Source organism: Spirochaetota bacterium, from assembly GCA_034190085.1.
Classification (GTDB): Bacteria; Spirochaetota; UBA4802; order UBA4802; family JAFGDQ01; genus JAXHTS01.
Window position 1 is genome coordinate 129420 of record JAXHTS010000007.1, and the last position, 24362, is coordinate 153781.

Sequence of the window (24362 nt, forward strand, 5' to 3'; positions counted from 1 at the left end):
TGGGCTGTCACTCAAGATCAGTATCCAAATTTTAAATATTTTTCTGCCTTCCTTAGTCTTTTACCTGGTTTACCTAAATCCTCAATAGAACGTATCCTTCTCCTGTCTTTACGAAATCTTATTATCTCATCAACCGTTACTGAACCGAATCCTGGAACACGGAGAAGCTCAAATTTATCAGCCCTGTTTATATCAAGTGGGAAAAACTCTGGATGCAGTTCTGCCCAAACCTCCTTTGGATCAGTGGAGAGTAAAAGATTCCCATCATTATCAAAGGGAATCTCATCATCATTGAAGCTATATTTCCTCAACAGCCAGTCCACCTGGTATAAGCGATGCTCCCTTGTCAATAGTTCATTATTGGTTCGATGCGATAGTTCTCCAGGGAGATTGTTATCCCCCATGCCCCTCTGGTAAGCGCTAAAATAAACACGGTTTAGGCCTAATCTTTTATACAACCCCCAGGAATATTTGACAATCTCCTGATCGGTTTCAGAGGAAGCCCCTACAACAAATTGAGTTGTCTGCTTTACCCTTCCATATGGCGCTCCCCTTCCAGTTAGATTGCTTATAAGTTTAATCGGCCTGATTATATCTTCTATATAATCCTTGCTTGTGCCTAAATGTGCGAAATTCTTCTGCCCAGGTGTTTCGATGTTAATGGAAACAGCGCTGGCAAGGGACAGGGCCTCTTCAATTGCAGCATCGGAGGCCCCGGGTATAATCTTTAAATGCAAATATCCCTTAAACTCCATCCTCCTGAGAAGAATCGCTATCTTATTGATTCGCTCCATTGTCAAATCTGGATTACCAATCACCCCACTGCTTAAGAATAGTCCGCTCACCCTGCCAATATTATAATATTTAAAGAAGGTATTAACCAACTCTTCAGCTTGCAGAGAGAACCGCCTTGTATCCTGATTTGACCGAAGGGGACAGTACCTGCAATCATTAACGCATACATTGGAGATAAGGGTCTTAAAGAGAAAAGTCCTTCGGTTGTCAGGAAGCACCACAGGGTATATCCATTTATCCTCTTTTGAACGATGTCTATGATCTTCCTTAAGGTCCTTTCTTCCACAGGCGCAGGCAAGATCAAATTGTGAATCTTGGGATAATACTGAAAGCTTCTCTGATATATCTGGTTTTTTATGGATATGGATCATATTAAATAACTATTATGAATTTATGCTCCCACTATCAGCGCTTTGCTATTTGCCAATACAAAATCTGCTAAAGATTGAATTTAACACATCATCAGGGGATATCTCTCCTGTTATCTCTGAGAGATTATCCATGAGGTTCTGCAATTCATAGGCTATAATCTCATGTGGCTCATTGTGAGATAATAATATCTGACAATTTTCAATAATCCCTTGAGATATCTCCAGTTGATTCAAAATCCTCACATCAGCCAGGAATGAATTCTCATATTCCAAAACCTCATCCCTGATTATATCACTTATTCCATTCTCCAACTCACTGAGTCCGATTCCCATCTTTGCTGAAAATGGGATAATCCTATTCCCTAGGACGGACTCAATTCTGTAAACATCTTTATCTGAGGCTATATCAATCTTATTTGCAAGGATTATCTTCTTTTTTTTCTCAATACACTTTATTATCTCGCTGTCATTATCGGTTATCCCTGTACTTGCATCAAATACAGCTATTACTATTGAAGCTGATCCAATCTTTTTTACGCTTAGCTCAATCCCCTTCTTCTCTAGCTCGCAGTTAGTTGTGCCTATTCCGGCTGTATCAATCAAGTTGATTCTTATTCCTGCAAACTGAACGATTTCGTTTATTAAATCCCTCGTTGTGCCTGGGATATGCGACACAATTGCTCTCTCTGAATTGAGCATTAAATTCAGGATGCTCGATTTCCCTACATTGGGTTTACCGACAATTGGCATATCAATGCCATGACTAATCCTATCACCAATTCTGCACCTTCTAAGCAGGTCACTTATTAAAACCTCAATTTCCCTCATATGAAAAAGGGCTTTTCCCTGAGTAATAAACTCAAGATCCTCCTCAGTGAAGTCAATATTTGATTCGATATCCCCCTTCAGATGAATTATCTTATCTTTAATATCCCTAATACAGTGTTTAAGGGTTCCATGCATCTGTTTAATAGCTGTAGATACTTCCCATTCGCTTGTTGCAGTAATTACATGATTTATAGCCTCGGCCTCAGTAAGGTCTATTTTTCCATTAAGAAATGCACGCTTGCTGAATTCTCCAGGTTCCGCGGTTCTGGCGCCTAATTGATTGAGCAACCTGATTATCTTTCTTATAATAATTGGATTGCCATGACAAAAGATATCAACCATATCCTCACCAGTGAAACTATGAGGGGATTGATAGAACACAAGAACAACGTCATCGAGTATCTCATTGCTCTCTATTATAGATCCATAAACAGCATATCTGGGTTTGATAATATTCGGACGATCGAAAATAGAGTTAACGACCCAGTAAGCACAAGGGCCGCTAATTCTTATGATTCCAAGCGGGGAAGTAATCGGAGGGGTTGCCGGAGCACAGATTGTGTCGTCGAGCATCTTTTACCTGTGATTGTTGGGAAGGACCTTCACCTTTCTATAAATTCCATCTCCCTCACTTATAGTTGTGACTCGATTATCATTCTGCAGGGTCATGTGTATCAATCTTCTCTCAAAGGGATTCATAGGCTCTAAAGTACATGGTCTTCCAGTTCTTATCACTTTGTGAGCTGTATCCTTTGAGAGTTTTCTCAATGATCTCTCCCTCCTGTCTCTGTATGAAGCAATATCAAGGATAATCTTCTTCTCACTTCCTGTAATGTGATTTATTATTAGACTTACAAGGAATTGAAGGGCCTCCAAGTTGCGACCATTCTTACCAATTATTAGTCCGGAACGTTCACTCTCTAGTTCAATATATACCCTGTTTGAGTCCTCCTTAGTATCCTTGATACTAGCATCAATACCCATTCTTTTTACAATACCCTCTATTATTTCTTTAGCTTTATCACCAACATCCATACTGGCTTCATTATAATATATACGGATCTTTGCTGGTCTTGATATACCGAAACCGAAGATTCCGCTTTTCCCCTCATCAACTACTTCAATCTTGACATTTGTTGCGTCATCAATCCCCAATTGGACACAGGCCTTTTTAGTAGCATCATCAACTGTTTTCCCTTCCACTTCTAAGACCTTCATCGTGAACCTCCTTTAAGTAAATTTGAATAATTCATGTATTGATTAGTAAAAAATATCATTTGTTCTGTTTCAATCTCAGTTGATAATCTTTATAGTCTCCTCATAAATGAGAAGCGATTCAATTAGCTTTACTCTCCTTTTTGGTTATTATTATCTGATGAAATATCTGTAATATGTTTTGCAATGCCCAATATAAGACCAATCCGGATGGCATGTTCCAGAATATGTATAAAAGTATAAGAGGCATTATCATCATTAATTTCTGTTGTTGGCTAGTCCCCTCTGTTGAAGTCATCTTCTGTTGAATAAATGTAGTTGCAGTCATTATAAGCGGCAGTATATTTATATTGAAGCCCTTTATTTCAAACACTGTATCCGGTAATGAAAGGTCATTTATCCATAGTATGAATGGTGCCTGCCATAGCTCAATCGAGTTTATTAGGGCGCTGTATAGAGCGAAGAAAAATGGCATTTGTAACAGTAATGGCAGACATCCCCCTAAAGGATTTATCTTCTCCTTTTTGTATAACTCCATCGTCTTCTTGTTGAGTACCGTTGGATTATCCTTATGTTTTTCTTTTAATTCATTTATTTGTGGACCCAAGGCCTGCATCTTTTTCATTGATTCTGTAGACTTTTGAGTCAATGGAAGGAGCAGTATCTTTGTAAGAATGGAAAAGATAACAAGCGACCACCCCAGATTCCCTACAAATATATTGATCTTCATGAGACACCATAGCAAGAAGTCACGCAAAGGCTCTATCCAGCTGCTAACATCCGCTGCGTCAATAATTGATGTCTCTACTGTCTTGAGTTTCTCTTTGTCCTTTTCTCCAATATAGACCTTAAAGGACTTTGTTAACTTCTCTCCTTGATCAATAGCCTTCATGGGGATATACATACCTGTCCTATAACCTGTATTCTCCCTGGAATCATAGATCACGCCTGTTCCAATGAATTTCTCAGGTATAAGTATCAATAAAAAATACCTGCTCATTACACCTACCCATTTCGTTTCACCTGATTCCCTCTCAAGTATACCACCCTTTGAAAAGAATCCACCTCCCTTGGAACCCTTTTCAAAGTCCCCATTCAAGAAATATATGCTATTCAATGAATTATAGGTGTTGCTGAAGTCCATATTTGGCCCAATAAAATCTGAGGGTGATACAATAATATACCCATTAGGAAATACGAATTCCTTCTTTCCAATATTAGTGAATGTATATTCTATTCTAAAAAAATATCCCTCATCATTAAAAATATAGGCCTTCTCCACGTGAAGAGAACTTCCATTAATAGAAAGAACAGTATTGAATATAATCTTTTTATTAATTATCCGATAATTCCAAATAGCTTTCTCTAAATTATTGCCGCTAAGAAATTCGTCTTCGCTGAAATGGATGGGGAAATCAAAATACCCCTTTGCATTATTACGATTATTGACAATTAATTCTATGTTTCTCTCATTGTATTTAAGGCTATTGATTTCTCCGCCCAAATTGGATAATTGTGTAGAGTAAACTTTACTATCAATTTCGACATTTTTTGCTGTTTTTGTGGTAGTTGGATGTATTTTGATTTGTCTATGTACCTCAGGTCTTTCAATTTCTATTTTCTTAATCTCTTTTTCTACCTGAAGTTCTTTTTGGGACAATTCTTGATCACTAGCTGGCGGTAATGGTTTATTAATAAAGTTTAACCAAAAAACCCATAGGGCTAATGATAATAAGATTGCTATGATCATATTTCTTTCCATATTACCTTCCTTCACTTGTCTGCATACTATTCTGCATAATGTATTGAGTATTTATCCCTTTATTAGATCGAAGCGATATAGCCTGGAATCTAGTTCCATAAGCGGCTAACCAGATTGATCAGATGTTATGAGATTGCAATAAATGGGGATAGGAGAAAAGTGGATAATTTAGCAAGGGTTAGGGAACTGGATCAAATCCTCCCTTACAAAAGGGATGGCATCTTAAAATTCTCTTTAAAGATAGATATACACCCTTTACTAATCCATGTTTTTGTAATGCACCCATTGAGTACACCGAACATGTAGGGGTAAATCTGCAAGAGGCAGGCAAATATGGTGAAATAATTAGTTTATATACCCTAATAAGATTTATAAAAATCCATAAAATTAAGCTATAAATTTTCACGACTGTAATATTCCAGATTTCCTAAACAATGATTCAAATATTTCTTTTGATCTTTTATAACTGAGATCTTTAAAATCTAATGATGGTCTTATTATAATAGAGCAACTCACATCAACTTCATGCAGCAACTCTCTACATATTGAACGTATTCTTCTCTTTGCCTTATTCCTATGCACAGCATTTCCGAATTTTTTATTAATAGGTATGCCAATGTTTATTATTGAATTATAAAAAGAAAATTCCCTCTTATTATTAAGAGAAGCTCTCCCCTTTTCAATGGATTTGAGAATAATTAATTGAACTTCCTTTTCTTTCACCCTAATGCCATTATTATACACTTTCTGAAATCCCTTCTTCCCTTTAAGGGAAGAAATTTTTATCATAAATTCCTACCCACTATTTGGATGATCCGATTTCATCTGATACGGTTAATTTATGTCTTCCTTTTCTCCTTCTTCTTTTTAATATCTTTCTCCCTTCGGAGGTGCTCATTCTTGCCCTAAATCCATGCTTGCGGGCCCTTTTAATTCTGCTTGGTTGATATGTCCTTTTCATCATTCAATCCTTATATTTCTTGACATTTTGAAGATTAATATAAATAAATATTATTGTCAATCCATTTTTTCCTATTTGATTGCTGTAAGAGATAGCAACATTAGTGAAATTATTATAACACATTACTCCTACCAATTGCCCATCCCTATAATTACACCCTTTCTCCAGGATAACTGATTAAAACAGATCCCTATAGTATGTGAAAAAGCAAATTACTAAAACCAATTATAAACAATTTTCATCAAAACAGGATTTATTACTTAATAGCGAATACATCCATTGTATCTGAAAAACGAATGATCCTCGAAATTAGTGGATAAACAACCCTTAGGGGTTTATAAAAAAGGGAATTCGCAGCTAATATCCTTTCTGGATGAATCCCACAAGGTTGTATTACAATTTTTGTAAAACCAATCTCTTCTAATAACCTCCTTACTGAAGAAGGAGAAAAGCTGACTCTATGATCAATTGGATGATCTGAACACCATTTAAATCTATTAAAAAAATATTGAGGACCAAAATATGAAGGAACAGAGAATGCAAATATTCCTTTATGACTCAATTGGTCATATACCCGTTTTATGATTGCCAAGGGATGTTCAAAATGCTCAATAAAATACCAGGCAGTAATAATATTAAAGCGCCCTTTAATCTCCGTATCTTCAAATGATTGGTTAATTACATCAATATTGTATTCACTGTCACAATACTCAGCAGCAAAATTAGATATCTCAATACCCACTAGTGAACCAATACCCGAATCTTTGGCAGCCTTAAGGAAAAAACCAAGGGCTGAACCTAAATCTAGAAGACTGAGATGGACAACATCAGCCCTATCCTCACTCATGTCAAGTATTGTTTCTAATCTTCTGATTGCTAGAGAATAAATATTCTCAAAATCCTCCTGATATGTTCTCCCATATTGATCTCTATATTGATCAATAAAATATCGATCATCATAATCCAGTAATGAAAATTCTGTATTATAGATTATTTTACAGTTTTTACACATGTAAAGATGATCCACCCTGTGACAGACGAGCCTTTTCCTTTCAGAATTACATATAGGGCAGCATATCATCTCAGTTCTCAAGTAAAGTGATTTCAAGATATTATCGAATTCACCTCAATAATACTATAATACTATTCTGCTTCTTTCATACAAAGGCTGGGATATGATGAGAAGTCCATATTGATGCAATCTGCAGGGACAAATTTCCTTAAAGTAGATATAATGGATGAAGACTAAACATATATCTTCATTTTCTCATACTGGGAAATCCTATTGATTTCATATTGAGATAAAGCTACAATTAGCGCTCTTTATCTTTCTCTCTTCTCTTCTTCGCCGGCTCAACTACTATTGGGATACCTTTGATTCTGGTTTTATCTAAGGATAAGAGAACCATCTCTGCAAATTGTTCTGGTATTTCGAAGAAGGAATATGTGGAATAAATATCAATTTTACCGATAAGCTTTCCATCAACGCCAGATCTGTTAACAATCTCCTTTATGAGATTACCTGTAGAAATATTGTGATTTCTTCCAATATTTATAAAGAGTCTGGCCTTGCCGTCCTTTACATCTTCAAAAAAAATTTTTCCAGTCAATGATTTTTTAAATCCATCATCAAGGGATAAATCTAATTTGGAAATATCACCAAGGTGTTCTTTAAGAAGAGCGAGAGCTATCCTTTTTGCTCCAACAAAGAGAGGGAGTCTCTTTTCCATTGCTTTCAATAATGTGCGATAATCATCTAAATCATTGGATAGAGCTATTTGCAGAATCCTTTCAATCTTTTCCTGCTTGTTCATACAATCCTCGCGAAAAAACTATCTTAATTCAAATTAACTAATCAATAATGGCCAAATTAAGTGATGAAACAACTCCTAATAATATAGAAGCTTAATTTTGAGTGTCCACAAATGTCATTTCCCTATATTCCAACATTAAGTACATTCAATTATTATGCAAATAATTCAACTTCTCAACAAACATCAGGGATAGTGACGCAATCCCCTCGCTTGGAAAGGGTTATCTACTTCATTGTAAGATGTAACAAATACAGAATCATTGAAGTATTGTGGCAAACATGCCATTATTATGAATTTTGAGGGTGTTATTATTATTATTACACATTTGAAATTGCAAGTAATTTTCTATTGTTGAAGAGAAATTCAGTATTTACCTTAAGCTATACTATTATGTATTGAAGATAAAATTAATAGCTTGACCTATCTGTTAATATATATCAATATATTAACATAAATTAAATTTATCAAATTAGTAATTATCATTAGTTTTACCACATCCACATAAATTTGAGTAATATCCTCTCCTTAGGTGTGGAGATATCCTTATTCATCATTCTTTACTGTAAAAACCTATTTCTATATTTAGTTTCCTCATTATATCATATCCTATTGAAATAGGTTTAAGGGTGTAAATAGAGCATGAGTAAAATATTAATTGTAGAAGACGAAGATTATCAGAGGGAGTTATATGCAACAGAACTCATAGAAGAGGGATATGAGGTTGATCAGGTTTCCAATGGGAAAGAAGCGGTTGAGAAGGTAATTGTTAATAAATATGATCTTGTCATTCTTGACATAAAAATGGACGAAATGGATGGTATTGAAACCCTCGGGAAGGTGCTCTCCAGAGACAAAATGATGCCAATTATTATCTATACCGCTTATTCAAACTATAAAAGTAATTTTATGACCTGGGCTGCTGATGCCTATTTAACAAAGTCCTCTGATCTAAGCGAGCTAAAGGATAAGGTGAAAGAGGTAATATCAAGAAGGGATCATGAATGATAGATATTGTACATTGATTGTAATGAATACCGTAATTTAATCCCTTAATAATCAGATTTACGTAATTGAGTTAAATAATATGGATAAAATCCCCTCCGGTCTAATGATGGCGTTTCACATATGTATATTTATCATAAACCCTCACGCCACTCACACTCAATTTAACGGAATGTAATCCGTTCTATTCTGAGTCATCTATAGGATATTTCGTGAAGATGTGATCATACCTTAACAATGCGGTTTCGCAATACCCCCAGTCCCTCGATCTCCAATTCTATGACATCACCTGGCTTAATCCAGCGATCGAGTTCCAGACCACATCCAGTTGGCACCGTGCCTGAACCAAAGAACTCGCCGGGATATAACGTCTCATCGCGTGAAACATATGTTATTATATCCTCTAGAGTATAATACATTTGACAACTGTTGCCGCGAGACCATTCCTCTCCATTGACGCGGGCAGTCATACCCATTTTGTATGGATCTGCTATCTCATCAGGAGTGACCAGATAGGGCCCCATTACATTACTGGTATCAAAATCCTTGCCCTTAGTTGGGCCAAGCCTCAATCTCATCTCCTTCATCTGCACTTTACGAGCACTAAGGTCATTAAATATTGTATAACCGGCAATATATTCTCGTGCCCTTCCTTTGGGAATATCTCGCCCTTCCTGTGATATGTAGATTCCAAACTCGAGTTCAAAGTCGAGTTTATCCTCATAGGAGGGCCAGCGTATATCCGCTTCAGGGCCAACAACAGTAAGGGGATTACCCTTATAGTATGACGGGATTTCATACCATAGCTTGGGAGGGCTAAGGAAACCCTTGCCTGTGATAGACCTCCATGCACCATTAAGCCATTTTATTGGCGGGAACATCCAGCCCGCCACTGTATGCATGGCATTGGCCTGATGATCTGGGAAGGCCATGAAGTCCCGAATGGATGTGGGGCGTGGAAGTGGGGCTAATAACTGAACCTTAGAAATTTGACATATCACAGACTCCGGCCCGCTACTTAATACTCGATCAATTAAAATGCGAATCTGATCCAGAACTCTAGGCATACAGCAGATCAATGACAACATGTCATTGTAGGCATTCTCTGGGACATCGTCCTGTGCCTCTGATGCTGCCTTTAGGTCAATAATGCGATCATCAACAACCACGCCCACACGTTGAGTTGAACTACTTTCGGGGATAAATGTTACAAGCTTCATACAGACTCCTCCAAATATTGTCAACTTGCCTCATGGATGGACATCCTCATCAAATACTTGCATTGGCAAGCATCATATCTTTGTTTCAGGTAATAGATGAAGCATCCTCTATTGTCAAGATAAAGATGTGAAACTTATAAAATCTATATTATCCTGCTAATCACATTAGATATGTTACTTGACGGATATAAGAAAATCTTTAATAAATATCAAACTTTGTTGACAAACCTTTTTGCATTTTGCTCCTTAGAACAAAATGCAACTTATTAGGATGTGGCAACTAATCGTTGCAATTTATTGAGATCTAACAATAAAACGAATAATTTAGAGGAGATGACATAACGAATGAGCAAGCAGTACAATAGAAGGGAAAAACGAAAAAGAGCCAAGAGGAGATTAAAGAGAAAGAAAAAAGCGCATATGCAGGCCAAAAGGTAGGTTATCCTTTTTTTATTGTAATATTTCTTAACTCAATTTTTTTTAACTTAAGGCAAAATTCTAAGAATTTATTATATTGTGAAGGCATTATCTTCGATTTTGTAACTCTAACCTCTTTTGTTATTAACAATGTATCGGTCCCCTTTGCTTTTTTTATCTGAATCTTAGCAGAGCCAAATATACTGTTAATGATGTGATTCTCATCCGCTTCAAAGGAGTGGAATTCAGGGGGCAGAATATAGACATATTTATCCCTTTCTTCTATGCCGCTGGTAATTATGAGCGGATGTTTTCTCTCTGCATATCGAACATAGTCATATATTTTGCTTCTCTTCAAAATTGGCTGGAGAATCATCTTGTTTTTGCCCATCGTAGCTAGAGTGAAGCTGTCGCCCTTAACCCATATTTCAAAGGGATCCTTATAATTCCTAAAATTATCGATTCCGTATTCATCGATGCTTATTGAAGGGATGATCCTTCCGATATAAAAATTTATAACATCCTCATTATAGATATTATTCCTGAAATGCTCTCTAATATTTCCTCTTTTTCCATAAAAATCCATTTTTATATTATACTGAGCATTACCTCTGTTATCCAGAGTAATCAAAAAATCGGCGACAGTGCTGTCGCTGCCATATTCATCAATCTTCTTTATTTCGTAATTATCACCAATCATTACAACCGCATCCGTATCTGCAATGCTGTCATTTACAGCTCCGCAATGAATGTACTGATTGGAGAAATCCATCCAGATTCCTGATTTTTCATCAATTGGCACATAGAGCAGAATATTTGAAAAGGCATAAGGCGTTATAAAGGATCCAAAATTAGGGAGATCATCCCTCTTTGCCAGGGCTATGAATGATCTAATACCAAGAACATCCAGGATAGCCTTTGCAAGTATCACCTTATCTTCAACTGTTCCGCTCTTTTTGTAGAGCGTATTCCTCGCCTTTTCAGGATAGAATAAGAGGTTTGACCTCAAATCGATATCCCTGGAAACATACTCATAAACATTCCCAGCAACATCAGAGATGCTCTTCCCCTTAAATCGATCTTTCAATTCATTAGGATCAATATGAAACGCATCAACCAGAAGACTATTATACCAATAAATTAAATCCTTCAACCCCTTCATTGTGGAAAAAGCGAAATATGGAAGATAGTTTAATGAACTCCCCATATTCTTCTCCCTTATTATCTTTGAACAATTGGCAAGTTTCAATGAATAGATTAGGCTATCATCGATCTCTTCTGATGATATCTGAAGGTCTCTGTTGAAGCTGAAATCTAGTTCCATATTCCTTGGAGTAATCACTTGAGTTGAGAAGTGTAGTATAGGCTGATTAAAATCGTGAATTAATGTAAAAGGGGTCACAAAGAAGAGGGAGCCCCGAGGTTCCATAATAGGATTATCAATATAATATGAGATATGCGCTATTGACTCCTTCTTTAGGGATGCGAGGTTAATGTAATTCGTTCCATTGATCTTACTGATCCTGTATGAATCGCTGAAATTTCCATTATTATTGAAGACCCTTATTCTAAGGGGATGAAAATCTCCTCGAAAATGTACTGCATATTCCCCCCATCTCTTTATTCCCTGCTCATCCCCTACATGAATGATATCCTCACAATACACCCTGCTGCTTCCATCGTTGTTCAATATAAAGATCATGCCTCTGTGTATGATTGCTGATGACGCTCCCTCCAAATCGCTAAGGCCCCATGAAAGGATATGATCAATGAATCTATCTTTCTTATGCTCATTCAGGGGATTTTTCATCTCTCTCTCTGCAATATAATACAAATAATCGTTGAGGGTAAAGAGGGAGGGATCAACAGCTAATGCCTTCTTCCAATACATAGTTGGATCAACATCCTGTATAAAGTTGATATGCCCAAGCTTTAGATTGAAAAAAGGATCATCCTTCTTTACCATCTCTTGAAAAATAACCCTCTTTGCCTTTGCGAAATTGTTGCTGTTGATATACATATCAATAAGCTTTTTTGTAAAATCACCCTCATGATCATGCCTTTTAATCAGCTCAATACCCTCAGCATAACGACCATGTTTGCTATAGATTGATATCAATCGCCCAAGATAACCCTTGGAATGTTCCCCTTCCAATATCCTTTTACAGAGATCAATGACTTTGTTAATATCTTTGTTCCTATAGAATTTATACTTCATCTTCAAAGGAGAGGAGGAAGATGGAAAACTCTTCATAAATGAGATAATCTCTTCTTCAAACTCCTTATCATAGCCAAGTGCAATGAGAAGATCAATGAAATCCAATCTTAAAGGGAGGAAGGAATCCGCTTTATCCAAAAGCGCCTTCCCCTCAAAATATGCCTGAAGGATACTACGCCTCTGAATCAGCCTTTGGAATCTCTTATGCTGAGCTGGAATAAAGTCAGGGTGTTTACTCGCCAGTCTGGTCATAATTTGCCATCCCTCAGTATAGAAGGATGAATCCCTTTCGCCATTGCTGAAGTCAATCATACTGCTCGCTAACAAATAGAGAGTGAGGTAGGACTCTTCCTTTGATAATGACTTCCTGTAAAATTCAATCGCCTCCCTGCTTCCCAGTTCGTAAAAGAAACTGCCCAGTCTGAGATAAGCCTCGCCCTCATCTATACCTGCCCTATCCATTAAGTGCTCAAAGGGATAATCCATCTGCTCAATGTGCTTAAAATCAGAGAAGACCATCTTATTGGGATCACAGGATGGATTTATGATGCGATCCATATCATCAGTGACCAAAACCCTGAAAGCCCAGCTATCGCTCTTAAGGAGTTTGATCATAATGGTTTTTGAGGGAGCTCCCCAGACCCTTATGATACGATAATTCCTAAAAGTCTTTCCCTTCACATTTGTTACGACTTGTCTGCCATTGATAAACAGTTTATAAGCGGAATTTGAATATAATCTAATTTTTATCGGTTTAGGATGATCTATGGTTGTTACAGCATAGGCAATACCCTCTTCAGGGTAAAGGCGCCTCTTCATATCCACGAATCCTCTCGGATTTTTTACATTTATTCTCTTTTTCTTTAGCCCGGAAAAATCGAGTCTTGTTGTAATCTCTGGCATAAAGGCATAATCCAGATCAGAGTTGCCATACCTTTTGTATGGTCCCAACAGAAGCCATCTCCTCAGGGGATAGAGTTTGCCTGATAACTTTACAGCTTCATCTCTATTATATCTATACAAAAGCCTTTCCAGTTCCAGCTTTAAAATAAGAAGAGAGATGTTTCTTTCTTCAAAACCCTTGCTCTTTTCTATTGATGAGATTATCCTATTCAATGTCTCAACCACCCTCTTACAGCCATAAACATCGGTTAATCTCGCAAGCTCATAGCAATATAGAAAGGCCTCCGGATTCTCAGGATACTTCAGTAATAATCCCTCAATGCTATCAAACATTCCATAATAATCACCCGCATAGAAGCTCTTATGAATCTTCATTTCATATTGCTCTATTTCGGTTGATTGACTAAGAGAAGTGCTTCCTTTCTTGCTGATATCAGACGAGGAATGCGCTTCACTACCCTGGACAACGCAATATCTTTGAGAAGAGAGGGTAGTATTATCCGCTCTTAAATGTTGGAAATTCTTAATTCTTTTCTCAACAGCCAGACCAGCAGCGTCACTGTTGAAAAATGGCGTAGCTTGAAGAAGAAGGGGAATTAGTAGAAATTTTAGAGTGGGCTTGATCATTATCATCATATGACTCTGAATTCACTGTGACGGAATTATCAACTTAGGGGTGCTTTTGTCAAGCATGATGTTAAACAAAATGTTGATCGATTATTCCGATATCCCATCCAGAATCAACAGCATCCTGAGGATGATGCTTTACAGGGGCAGCCTGAAGGAGAATGTATATTAATCGAATATGAATGCAGTCCAAAGCTTGGTGATGTCATTTTTGTCGAAAGTAATTGTACCAATTATCAATTGCGTAGTTTGTTAATTGTTTCTCCCTTCTATGCAATTGTTTTTCATTCCTAACATCGATATTTAAAAGATCACCCGCCATAAATCGCCCGAGATTGTAATAAGCTGTCCATTGCGCTTCATCAAAAAATTGATCCATTGTAGACTCATGAGGGAAGGTGGGATGAAAGGTCTTATAGTAATAACTGCTATCCCTTTTGGGTTTATTGCAGTTCTTCCATCGGGTTTTAGGTTCTTTCATTGAGGATTTTACATATACCAACAAACCTGTTTTCGTCACCCCCTCCCCCTCTTCACAGGGCAGCTCTTCAATATCAGCTATTACAAAATGCGATTCAGAATAACCATTCGATGGTTTTGGTTTGATCTTCAATTCCGGTCCAGAATTTTTCCTGAACTTTATATTAATGCCAAGTTCATTCTTAGCCCGCACAACCAAATTCTTCAAGTCGGAGAACTCATATTCCGGATCAGCCACCGCATCAATAGCAATGATCAACTTTACCCTTCTCCTTAATAGCTCATAAATACCAAGGTTCTCAATATGACCTCCATCGGATATATTAACCATCCTCTTTGTTGTGTCAGTCTTTCCTAACAATTCTGAGATCAGATAAATGGGCCACCAAACAATATTGGCACATTTATTCGATTTATGTGGATTAAATATCCAATAACCCAGCTTTAAATTCAGGATAGACATTACAAAAGCCAAAATGGAATTTGTATATCTTCCCATATTGGGATTTACCGCCGCTCCGGATGCTGCTATTGCTGTCGCAAGGGTAATCTTATTGTAGTGTCTGCTATCAGATTCAACATAACCCGTTCTGGTTGAACCGCAATACAATGGTGACAGAAGAAAATAATCACTTGCCTTTTTGCCTTTGAATTTATCGTCACTACCTGATAGATTTAAACAGGTGTTGATCAATGGGTATGGAGCTTTATATTCACATATGCATTGTGGAATCAGTTCATGAATTTTGACTGCCTTTTTAATGCCTCCTGATTTTATCAAGAAGGCCGTTGCCAGGCGGTCTCTGTAAAATCTATGAATCGATAAAATATTCGGATTTGAGAAAAAGCCAGTTGCCACAAACAGGAATAATGTGATTATTGAATCACAAATATATTCATTATATCCCAATAATTGAGGCAGGTTTATACTCAATTGAATATTAAAGTGTTTACTTAAACTACCAATAGAAAATAATCCCGCATCAAGACTTAAGAGGTAAAATACAATAAAGATCAAAAGAACGCCTTCAATTATATTCAGCGCATTTGACGACCATAGTCTGTAATGACGAAGCCCATGAAAAAAGAAATGCCAAATAAATACAATGGCTGTTGTTATCCATAGTATAGATGATACCATATTTATGGAGAACATATATTTTGATAAAGATGCCAGGGGGAAATACATCAGGTAATATATCAAAAGAAAAAATGAAAGAACCCACACAATATTCATTGCCAGGCTAAAGACAAAGGCCCCCAATAACCGAAGTTTATTTAATAATTTCTTTATACATTCACCAGGAGATAAGTAATTGCCATAATTTTTGAAGTGGCTAATATCATCATCCCCAAAAATCTCATTAAAAGGATTATCCTTTTGTCTATTCTCAAATAGTTTTGATTGAATGTAACCGCCGATGTAACTACCCCCGGATACCATAGATAGATAATCAGCTTTTCGCAAAATGCCAACACTATTGAATATCTTCAGAACTCCCAGATTAATAATAGCTGAACGAATTCCACCGCCTGAAAGGGCAATACCAAAAAGGTTACTTGCATTATCATTATCCTTGATATTTTTTTCAGAATTGAAATTTGTCCGCCTGGAGTTAATTTTTTTTAGCTCTTCAGTTATAACTTCTTCTAATTTTGATAACATATTACCTCAAAAAATATAAAATTTATTCGACCTCACTTAACTCAACACCAACCTTGTATTCAGCTCCGTCACCCATAAATTCATACTCGCGCGGAAGGCAAATTGTATCCTTCTCATCGAGAATAAATACAGCGACTCTTGAACTAATAAAATCATCCTTTTTAAATTCTTTAATAATTGTTGGCGCTATACTGAATATTGCTTTCAGCACTGTCATTGCAATTACTATCTTATTCCCACCGGTAGCAATAATAACTTTACTAACCTCTTTAATATTATCCCAAACAACTGTCTTAATTCTTTCATAATCTATAGCATCTTTAATATCTATATTAAAATTGTTATGAACAAAAGCCTTTTTAAGGCTTTGATGATGCCTTCCGCTGTCCTCTTCATAAAGCATTAGTTTTATTATAAGTAAATTTTCATCATTAATCTCAAAATCGAAACAAGAATCCTCCGGCGCCCATACAGTCTCTCTTTTAACTTTATCGTTAACATCTGAGACATGTGCCTTTAATATTTTACCGCTAATATCATTCTCGGAAATACCATTATTATTAGGGTTATTTATCTTACATCCTATTGCGATTGCAGCAAAATATATTTCGTCTTTACCCCATTCCCACCTTGTGGGTTTCACACAGTGAATCTTTTTTACATCAAATTGATATTTTGTCATATTTCTTATCCTCCTATGATATTTATTCACATATTCAATTAATCCAAAAAAAATTTCTGCAAAAACCGTTTCCAATTAGATAACGATTTCATTACAAATAATTATACACTATGAAGCTATTTATCACAATATAATATTATTTATATACATCAATCTCAATAGCTCTGCTTTCCCAGTCAGCATGTTTTAATTTTGTTGCTGTTATCTTAAAGCCCCGAGACATGCTGAATTTTTCTTTCTCCTTAACTGTCCAGAATCCCTCGCCTATAAGCTTTTTTCTGTCGAGCCAGTCTACCCTCTCTTTTGTAAAAAACGCGACGATCGTGTCCAGACCCGCAGGCTCGCTTACTGTGATCTCAAAACCGTCCTCCTCTGAGGGGATCGAATACTCTCTGCCGGATTCTATCCTATTTGAAGAGTGGATATCATTGGGGAAGAGAACCACAACATCTCCACACGGCTGAATGTCCACAATGGTCAAATATCCATCCCTGTTGGACTTAAATTTAAACACTACTTTTTCTCCAATTTTAATCCTCCCGGCAGCAGAAGGCGTGATCTTTAGACCTCTGGATGCAGAGCCTTTTTCAACCCAAAAATCCAGGTTTATGTCCGGGCTGTCATTCCTCAACTTCTTTAGATTCTCCCTTGCAAGAAACACCTCAATGCCGGATGCGAGTTTATACCCAAGCAGTTCAATCCCGCTAATATCAGCCACCGAGTCGGAAGAGATGACCTTCTGCGTTTCCATGTGAACCGCTCTCGCTGTTATTCTATTCTTTCGAATTGTGCCAACCACCATCATCTGTAGACCGTGCATCTTGCCAACCTTTACTGCCGTGGACTCATCAACAATACCGCTCATACCCAGTTCAATCTCTCTCATCATCTCTTTCATCTTTGATCTATCTACCAGCTTAATAAACTTATACTTGTATAAGGCATTTGTCACCTGCGCTGTTGCATCCTCAGACCTGCCGCTTGTCGCGTTTTTTTTATCCGAATCAACAAAGGGCATAACGCCAATGCGAACTGCGCTGTACTGAGCAGAGGCGTTTGTGAAAAATAATAAAAACACGAATATACACTTTAAATGTTTCATCTTTACCGCCTGTAAATTTAAATTTATCTGATCACTTGAGTTGACTGACTTCTACCCACATCTTTTTGTGTAAAACAAGGAGATGTGGGGATTAAAGAGATATGGAGATATTTAATAAATTTCTATTCTTCTAAAATCTGCCCCCTCCTTAGCAAAGTTAACAAGAATACCAACTTTAAGTCCGGTTGCTTTTAAATATGAACGAATTTGAGCATAATGTGATTTACTAAAATTTTCCACAGTCTTGAGTTCAATAATAATTCTATTTTCTACAAGAATATCAAGCCTAGGACAGCCAATTTGTTCATCTTGATAAGAGATAATAACTTCCTTTTCATTTTCTGCTGTAATATTACAATTGTTTAACTCAATTAATAATGCCTTTGTATAAATACTTTCCAAAAACCCTGGACCAAGAGTATTATGAACCTTAATAACAGACTTTATTATTAATTCAGTTAGTTTATCTTCTTTATATTCAATCCCCTTATCCCCTATTTTACACTAATTTGTGGGTAGATGTAAGGGGGGATTTAGGGAATCTTAAATTATTTGATAAATGATCGTAACTATAAAAATCAGTCAGCTTGAATAATTATTTTTACCAATCAAAATCTTAACAATACCCGGATGATTGCCTTGCTAAACGGAAAGAATACAATCAGCAATGCTCAATTTGCCGCGCCAATGGCAAAATCATCGCCAAATATATACATCACAGGATTCTGCTCAATCTTAAGCTTTTGATATGCAATATCTCTTGTCATCTCGTTTACAATGCCAAGAAGTCTGCTTATGCTTATTAAATTCCTGCTGGTCTTAATCTCATTTTTCCTGTTCTTGAGCGCGCTTATCATGCTGTAGGTAAATATACCGTGATCCAACTCCTTTAGCTCAAATGCGGATTGATCCGCGCTTGCAGCTGAGAAGACCGCAATGCCCCTCTCCTTTGCCAGGGTCGCAATTATCCGCCTGTCCTCAATGCCCCTTGCCATTGCCACCATGCCAAGCTTCCTCGTGGCTCCGCCGCTCTGACAGGTGTCAAGAAACAGCGCAACCTTGTTAGCCGGAAGCTTTCTGATAAAAGCGCTGATGGCGTCTATGGTGACACAGCTCCCGTTTAAATCCGTAATGTCCGCATCATAGGGCAAAAAGTAGTATATCTTCTTTTCTGTTATCCCGTGCCCCGCAAGGAATATTATCACAGTATCAATGCTTCTTACCTTGCCTGAAACATTGTTCAGTATGCCAAGTATGCCGTTCTTCGAAGCCTTCTGATCTGTCAGAACTGTCTGATGCACTCTGCCGTATAATGTGGATGATACGCTTTTGAATGTGCCGCTTATGGCAGCCGCATCCTTGTTCGGGGACTTTAGCCTGATGTTGACGTCTCTGTATCTGCTTACTCCCACTGAAACAATGTACATGTCTGGTTTTGTTATTCTTTTAGGCTTGTAATATACTATCAGTTCCGAGCTTCTTCCCTCAGACAGATTGCTTCTATCAAAAGCGGCGCCAATGAAGGTGTTTTGTCCCGGCAGCAAGAACACGGTAAACTCTCTTGTCTTTCCTCTTTTCGTTATCTTAAATCCTCTTGTCTCTTCATCCAGTGTTCTGCCGTTCTGGTAGAGGAATATGTTTCCAACGCCGTTTTTCTTTGCCTTTGCGTTTATTGTTATTTTGACAGTCTCCTTGCCAGTGGTAATTGATCTTTTCGGTTTTGTAATATACACCCGCGGCGCGTTTTTTATATTGTTTTCAATGTTAATCTTTTTTAGTCTTTTCCCATTCATGAATTTTGAGAACAATCCCGGTGTGAAAAAAGTATTCCAGAACTGATCCGGCTTATAGGGTGTAAGGCCTTTTACAAAGCTGACATATTTTCTGCCTCCGGAGGAACAGTCAAAATTTCCGTTATCGCTGCAGACATGCCAGTCTCCTGTATCAAAAGTAGTTACCGATATTGACCTTCCAGTTTTCGTTTTCCATATTCTCATTGTGCCGTCGCCTGAGCCAGAGACAAGTGTATTGCCGTCAGGGCTGAAAGCTACGCTATTAACATCGGCTGAATGCCCTTTGAATGTTTTAAGCAGCCTGCCATCAAGGCTCCAAAGTCTAACTGTTGTATCTAATGTACCTGAAGCGATTGTATTACCATCTGGGCTGAAGGCTACACTTGAAACCATAGCAGAATGCTCAAGTGTTTTGAGCAAATTGCCTTCCAAACTCCATAGCCTTACTGTATTATCAAATGAACTTGAAGCGATTGTATTACCATCTGGGCTGAAGGCTATACTTGAAACCATAGCAGAATGCCCTTTTAGTGTTTTTAGCAGCCTACCATTACCGTCAAGGCTCCAGAGTCTTACTGTTTTATCCATTGAACCTGAAGCGATTATATTTCCGTCAGGACTGAACGCTACGCTACGAACATAGTTTGTATGCCCTTTGAGTGTTTTAATCAGACTGCCGTCACGCCTCCAGAGTCTTACTGTTTTATCCATTGAACCTGAAGCGATTATATTTCCGTCAGGGCTGAACGCTACGCTACGAACATAGTTTGTATGCCCTTTGAGTGTTTTAATCAGACTGCCGTCAAGACTACAGAGTCTTACTGTTTTATTATCTCCAGAAGCGATTGTATTGCCATTTGGGCTGAAGGCTACACTAGTGCCAAGAGAAGTATGCCCTTTGAGTGTTTTAATCAGCCTGCCGTCACGGCTCCAGAGTCTTAATGTATTATCCCCTGAACCAGAAGCGATTGTATTTCCATCAAGGCTATAGGCTACACTCCAAACAGCACATGTATGTCCTTTGAGTGTTTTAAGCAGCCCGCCGTCTAGGCTGCAGAATCTTAATGTAACCCCTGAACCAGAAGCGATTGAATTGCCGTCAGGGCTGAAAGCTATGTTTGAGGTTGTATGCCCTTTGAGTGTTTTTAGCAGCCTGCCATCCAGGCTCCAGAGTCTTACTGTTTTATCCATTGAACCGGAAGCGATTGTATTGCCGTCAGGGCTAAAGGCTACGCTATAAACTAATGATGAATGCCCTTTGAGTGTTTTAATCAGCCTGCCGTCACGCCTCCAGAGTCTTACTGTTTTATCCATTGAACCTGAAGCGATTATATTTCCGTCAGGGCTGAACGCTACGCTACGAACATAGTTTGTATGCCCTTTGAGTGTTTTAATCAGACTGCCGTCAAGACTACAGAGTTTTATTTTGTCATCTGAACCAGAAGCGATTGAATTGCCGTCAGGGCTGAAAGCTACGCTATTAACATCGGCTGAATGCCCTTTGAATGTTTTAAGCAACCTGCCATCAAGGCTCCAGAGCCTTACTGTATTATCAATTGAACCAGAAGCAATTGTATTGCCGTTAGGGCTGAACGCTACACTATAAACCATTGATGTATGCCCTTTGAGTGTTTTAAGCAGCCTGCCGTCAAGGCTCCAACATCTTACTGTCCCATCCCCCGAACCAGAAGCGATTGTATTGCCGTCAGAGCTGAACGCTATACTATTAACAACACCTGTATGCCCTTTGAGTATCTTAAGCAGCCAGCCGTCAAGACTCCAGAGTCTTACTGTATTATCATATGAACCAGAAGCGATTATATTGCCGTTAGGGCTGAACGCTACACTTGTTACTGAAGAAGTATGCCCGGACTGCAAAACCATCTCAACGGGAGAGTTCTTCTCATATTTTGAGTAGTCAATCTTTTTGACTCTGCTTTTTGTTTCTCCATGATGTGTTAATGCGGAAAGAAGAGTAATGATGAGAGTGATAATTAACAATAATGATCTTCTGCTTTTCATGCGAACCTCCTTGTTCATTAATGATGTCGCGCTTGCGCAAAGAACGCTTTTCAATATTGCAAGGCTGCCTGATGCAAATTTGAGTATAATTTGCAATTATTGAATTTAGAGCCAGCAAAAAATATTTTTGCAGCACAAACGATTAAGTTGAAATTATACAACAGATTATGAAAAACAAAAAGAAATTTTTGTGATCATTAAATTTATCTGATTACTGAAGTTGACCGACTTCTACATCATTACCGGCACATGAAGCATCCCCTTAATCCCCTCAAAGGGGGACTTTCTGTGTATTACTCCGTTTTTTATTCAGCGTTTCCTTTATCCGCGTTGTTACGCTATCGATATCATTTAATTGTCATTCTAGCGTTATGAGATTTTTCCATTAGCAGAGCCTGCGCCTGAGCATACAGGTGAATGACATCAGTTAACTGTCACTCCTGTGAATACAGGAGTCTATAACAAATAGAATCATGATGAGATTCCTCCATTCCGCTACCCCACAACCGGAATAACATGCTTTTATGCTGCTCCAACTCATCTCCTTTTTACGTCTTTTGTTTTATAGTGTATATGAAAAAACAACTGAGTAGTTGCCGACAAAGTTTGAAATAAATAATTGCCCCTTGATGATGAGATCGCAAAGGAATCATCAAGAAAAATAAGGAAAAACAGGGCAATTCTTATTAAATTATTCTTCTGACTCTGGTAATAATCATTTTGGTCTAGGTAATATCCTTCCCGACCTAGGTAATATTCTTCCTGACCTAGGTAATATTCTTTCCGACCTAGGTAATATTCTTTCCGACCTAGGTAATATTCTTTCCGACCTAGGTAATATTCTTCCTGACCTAGGTAATATCCTTCCTGACCTAGGTAATATTCTTTCCGACCTAGGTAATATCCTTTCCGACCTAGGTAATATTCTTCCTGACCTAGGTAATATCCTTCCTGACCTAGGGGAGGACTCATCAAACCTGGGAAATAATGCTTCTTATCCTGGTTAGAACCCTTCGTACTTAAGATTATAGATTTTAAATGCTGATCAACTCTGTGCGTAAAGTAATATCAAAGAAGATAAAAACGCTTTGATATTATGAAAATTGCTGATATATGTAAAAAAGCACTCGCCAAAAACAATAAAGGCGACGAAATATTTTGAATGTTGTCCAGCAATATAATTTCCAAAATTTTTTAATTTGACTTGTTGGTAATTTATATTTGTAATTATATAGAAACTATATATTAACTAATTATGTTCTTTAACAGAATAATTTAAAGGAGAAAAAATTGGAAACTTCAAAAATTATTCTGGAGCTTATAAAGGCTTTAACAGCTTCACAGATAATTTATGGTGCGATTGTCTTCACTTTCCTTTTGCTTTTCAAGGAGGCTATCAGAGCTTTGATAGGAAGAATTGCAAAAATCAAGCTTCCTGGGGGTGGCGAGTTGTCTACACCTCAGAGCCTTCGGTCTAGTGATGAAAAACCTGACGATGTCAATATAAGCGTCCCTAGTGACGACCTGCTCCCTCCAAACCTTAAATTAACTCCTGAGGTTTTTAAAGCTGAGCGAGCTAAAGCTGCGCTTTGGGAATATCGTTATCTCAATTATTTTCTTGTCCCACAAACTCAGAGGGTTCTTGATTGGTTATCATCTCTCAGCGTTCGGACAACTATCTCTATGTTTGACAGCTTTTGGATGCTAATTATTCCGGAAGCTAACGAACGGAAAGCAATTATTAACGCACTCCAATCACATCATTTAATAGTTCTTAATGGGGAATTGATAGAGGTTACCCCAAAAGGCAATGAATATATACAATGGCGAGGGCCAGCATTGGCTCCACCACAAACATAACCTCTCGCTTGTTGGGACACATCACCGCTACGCGGTTCGTGCCCCACAGCTCAATGTTAGCTCTCAAAATCAAGACAAAAAAATTTTAATACAATTGAAAAATATTGACAAATACGATATAAAATCGTATATTCATCATATGAAAGTAACAGCATTATTACCTGATAAACTAATTGAAGATGTAAAAAATTATTCGAAGGGGAAAAATATTACTGAATCCCTAAAAATTGCATTAGAAGAATGGCTTTCTCTTCAGAAATTAAAAGAATTGCATTGTAAAATAGAAAAATCCCCCCTTAAATTAGATAAAACTATATATCAAAAAATTCGTGATATAAATAGATCTTGATGATTATTGCAGATACTTCTATTTGGATTGATTATTTCAATAAAAATGAAATAATTTTTAATCACATGCTTCATCTTCTTGAGAGGGGTGAAGTATATACTATCGATTGTATATTTGGCGAATTACTTCAAGGATGTAGAACAAATAAAGAATACCAAATAATAAAAGAATATTACAATTACTTACCTACAATTTACGAAAAGGATATATGGATAAAGGCGGGGGAATATTCTTATAAAAATAAACTAATTCAAAAAGGAGTAGGATTAATAGAT

21 protein-coding genes are annotated in these 24362 nt (G+C 37.4%); 4 read left to right on the forward strand and 17 right to left on the reverse strand.

Features of this window, described 5'->3' with window-relative positions; all coding sequences use genetic code 11:
• Positions 1–17 precede the first annotated feature (17 nt).
• From SVZ03_01750 to SVZ03_01790, 9 genes are all read right to left on the reverse strand, one after another.
• A complete protein-coding gene (locus SVZ03_01750) occupies positions 18–1166 on the reverse strand; it encodes a radical SAM protein (protein ID MDY6932931.1) in 1149 nt (382 codons plus the stop codon).
• A gap of 45 nt (positions 1167–1211) precedes the next feature.
• Positions 1212–2567: a tRNA uridine-5-carboxymethylaminomethyl(34) synthesis GTPase MnmE gene (gene mnmE, locus SVZ03_01755; protein MDY6932932.1), complete on the reverse strand. Its 1356-nt coding sequence runs from the start codon at positions 2565–2567 to the stop codon at positions 1212–1214.
• Between the two features lie 3 nt (positions 2568–2570).
• Positions 2571–3212, reverse strand: a complete 642-nt coding sequence (gene jag / locus SVZ03_01760) for an RNA-binding cell elongation regulator Jag/EloR (GenBank protein ID MDY6932933.1) — start codon at positions 3210–3212, stop codon at positions 2571–2573.
• A 118-nt stretch (positions 3213–3330) separates the two neighbouring features.
• Positions 3331–4971 carry a membrane protein insertase YidC gene (gene yidC / locus SVZ03_01765; protein MDY6932934.1) on the reverse strand — a complete coding sequence of 547 codons (1641 nt, stop codon included), beginning with the start codon at positions 4969–4971 and terminating at the stop codon, positions 3331–3333.
• 178 nt (positions 4972–5149) lie between these two features.
• A complete protein-coding gene (gene yidD, locus SVZ03_01770) occupies positions 5150–5377 on the reverse strand; it encodes a membrane protein insertion efficiency factor YidD (protein MDY6932935.1) in 228 nt (75 codons plus the stop codon).
• On the reverse strand, positions 5374–5760 hold the full coding sequence (rnpA, locus tag SVZ03_01775; protein MDY6932936.1) for a ribonuclease P protein component: 387 nt from the start codon (positions 5758–5760) through the stop codon (positions 5374–5376). Before rnpA ends, yidD begins: the two co-directional genes overlap by 4 nt.
• Positions 5761–5773: 13 nt before the next feature.
• Positions 5774–5932, reverse strand: coding sequence for a 50S ribosomal protein L34 (gene rpmH / locus SVZ03_01780; protein ID MDY6932937.1), 159 nt, complete (start codon positions 5930–5932; stop codon positions 5774–5776).
• Between the two features lie 256 nt (positions 5933–6188).
• Positions 6189–7013, reverse strand: coding sequence for a class I SAM-dependent methyltransferase (locus SVZ03_01785; protein MDY6932938.1), 825 nt, complete (start codon positions 7011–7013; stop codon positions 6189–6191).
• Positions 7014–7245: 232 nt separating this feature from the next.
• Complete coding sequence (locus tag SVZ03_01790) at positions 7246–7746, reverse strand: DbpA RNA binding domain-containing protein (protein ID MDY6932939.1); 501 nt, start codon at positions 7744–7746, stop codon at positions 7246–7248.
• A 639-nt stretch (positions 7747–8385) separates the two neighbouring features.
• Between SVZ03_01790 and SVZ03_01795 the strand changes: the two genes are divergently transcribed.
• Positions 8386–8751: a response regulator gene (locus SVZ03_01795; GenBank protein MDY6932940.1), complete on the forward strand. Its 366-nt coding sequence runs from the start codon at positions 8386–8388 to the stop codon at positions 8749–8751.
• A 221-nt stretch (positions 8752–8972) separates the two neighbouring features.
• Here SVZ03_01795 and SVZ03_01800 read toward each other — a convergent pair whose 3' ends face one another.
• From SVZ03_01800 to SVZ03_01835, 8 genes are all read right to left on the reverse strand, one after another.
• A complete protein-coding gene (locus tag SVZ03_01800) occupies positions 8973–9968 on the reverse strand; it encodes a fumarylacetoacetate hydrolase family protein (protein MDY6932941.1) in 996 nt (331 codons plus the stop codon).
• Between the two features lie 439 nt (positions 9969–10407).
• Positions 10408–14142, reverse strand: a complete 3735-nt coding sequence (locus tag SVZ03_01805; protein MDY6932942.1) for a hypothetical protein — start codon at positions 14140–14142, stop codon at positions 10408–10410.
• Between the two features lie 196 nt (positions 14143–14338).
• Positions 14339–16279 (reverse strand): hypothetical protein, encoded by a 1941-nt coding sequence (locus SVZ03_01810; GenBank protein ID MDY6932943.1) that lies wholly within the window; start codon positions 16277–16279, stop codon positions 14339–14341.
• A 22-nt stretch (positions 16280–16301) separates the two neighbouring features.
• On the reverse strand, positions 16302–16961 hold the full coding sequence (locus SVZ03_01815) for a hypothetical protein (protein MDY6932944.1): 660 nt from the start codon (positions 16959–16961) through the stop codon (positions 16302–16304).
• A 136-nt stretch (positions 16962–17097) separates the two neighbouring features.
• A complete protein-coding gene (locus SVZ03_01820) occupies positions 17098–18063 on the reverse strand; it encodes a DUF4384 domain-containing protein (protein MDY6932945.1) in 966 nt (321 codons plus the stop codon).
• Between the two features lie 111 nt (positions 18064–18174).
• Entirely contained in the window at positions 18175–18561 is a 387-nt protein-coding gene (locus SVZ03_01825) for a GxxExxY protein (GenBank protein MDY6932946.1), read from the reverse strand.
• A 173-nt stretch (positions 18562–18734) separates the two neighbouring features.
• Positions 18735–21878: a caspase family protein gene (locus tag SVZ03_01830; protein MDY6932947.1), complete on the reverse strand. Its 3144-nt coding sequence runs from the start codon at positions 21876–21878 to the stop codon at positions 18735–18737.
• A gap of 537 nt (positions 21879–22415) precedes the next feature.
• Complete coding sequence (locus SVZ03_01835; protein MDY6932948.1) at positions 22416–22850, reverse strand: hypothetical protein; 435 nt, start codon at positions 22848–22850, stop codon at positions 22416–22418.
• A gap of 318 nt (positions 22851–23168) precedes the next feature.
• Between SVZ03_01835 and SVZ03_01840 the strand changes: the two genes are divergently transcribed.
• The 3 genes from SVZ03_01840 to SVZ03_01850 all read left to right on the forward strand — a co-directional run.
• Positions 23169–23738: a hypothetical protein gene (locus tag SVZ03_01840; GenBank protein MDY6932949.1), complete on the forward strand. Its 570-nt coding sequence runs from the start codon at positions 23169–23171 to the stop codon at positions 23736–23738.
• A gap of 139 nt (positions 23739–23877) precedes the next feature.
• The gene (locus tag SVZ03_01845; protein MDY6932950.1) at positions 23878–24087 is read left to right on the forward strand and encodes a DUF2191 domain-containing protein; all 210 of its coding nucleotides are present in this window, start codon (positions 23878–23880) and stop codon (positions 24085–24087) included.
• The coding region (locus SVZ03_01850) for a hypothetical protein (GenBank protein ID MDY6932951.1) at positions 24087–24362 on the forward strand (276 nt) is incomplete at its 3' end. The genes SVZ03_01845 and SVZ03_01850, both read left to right, overlap by 1 nt.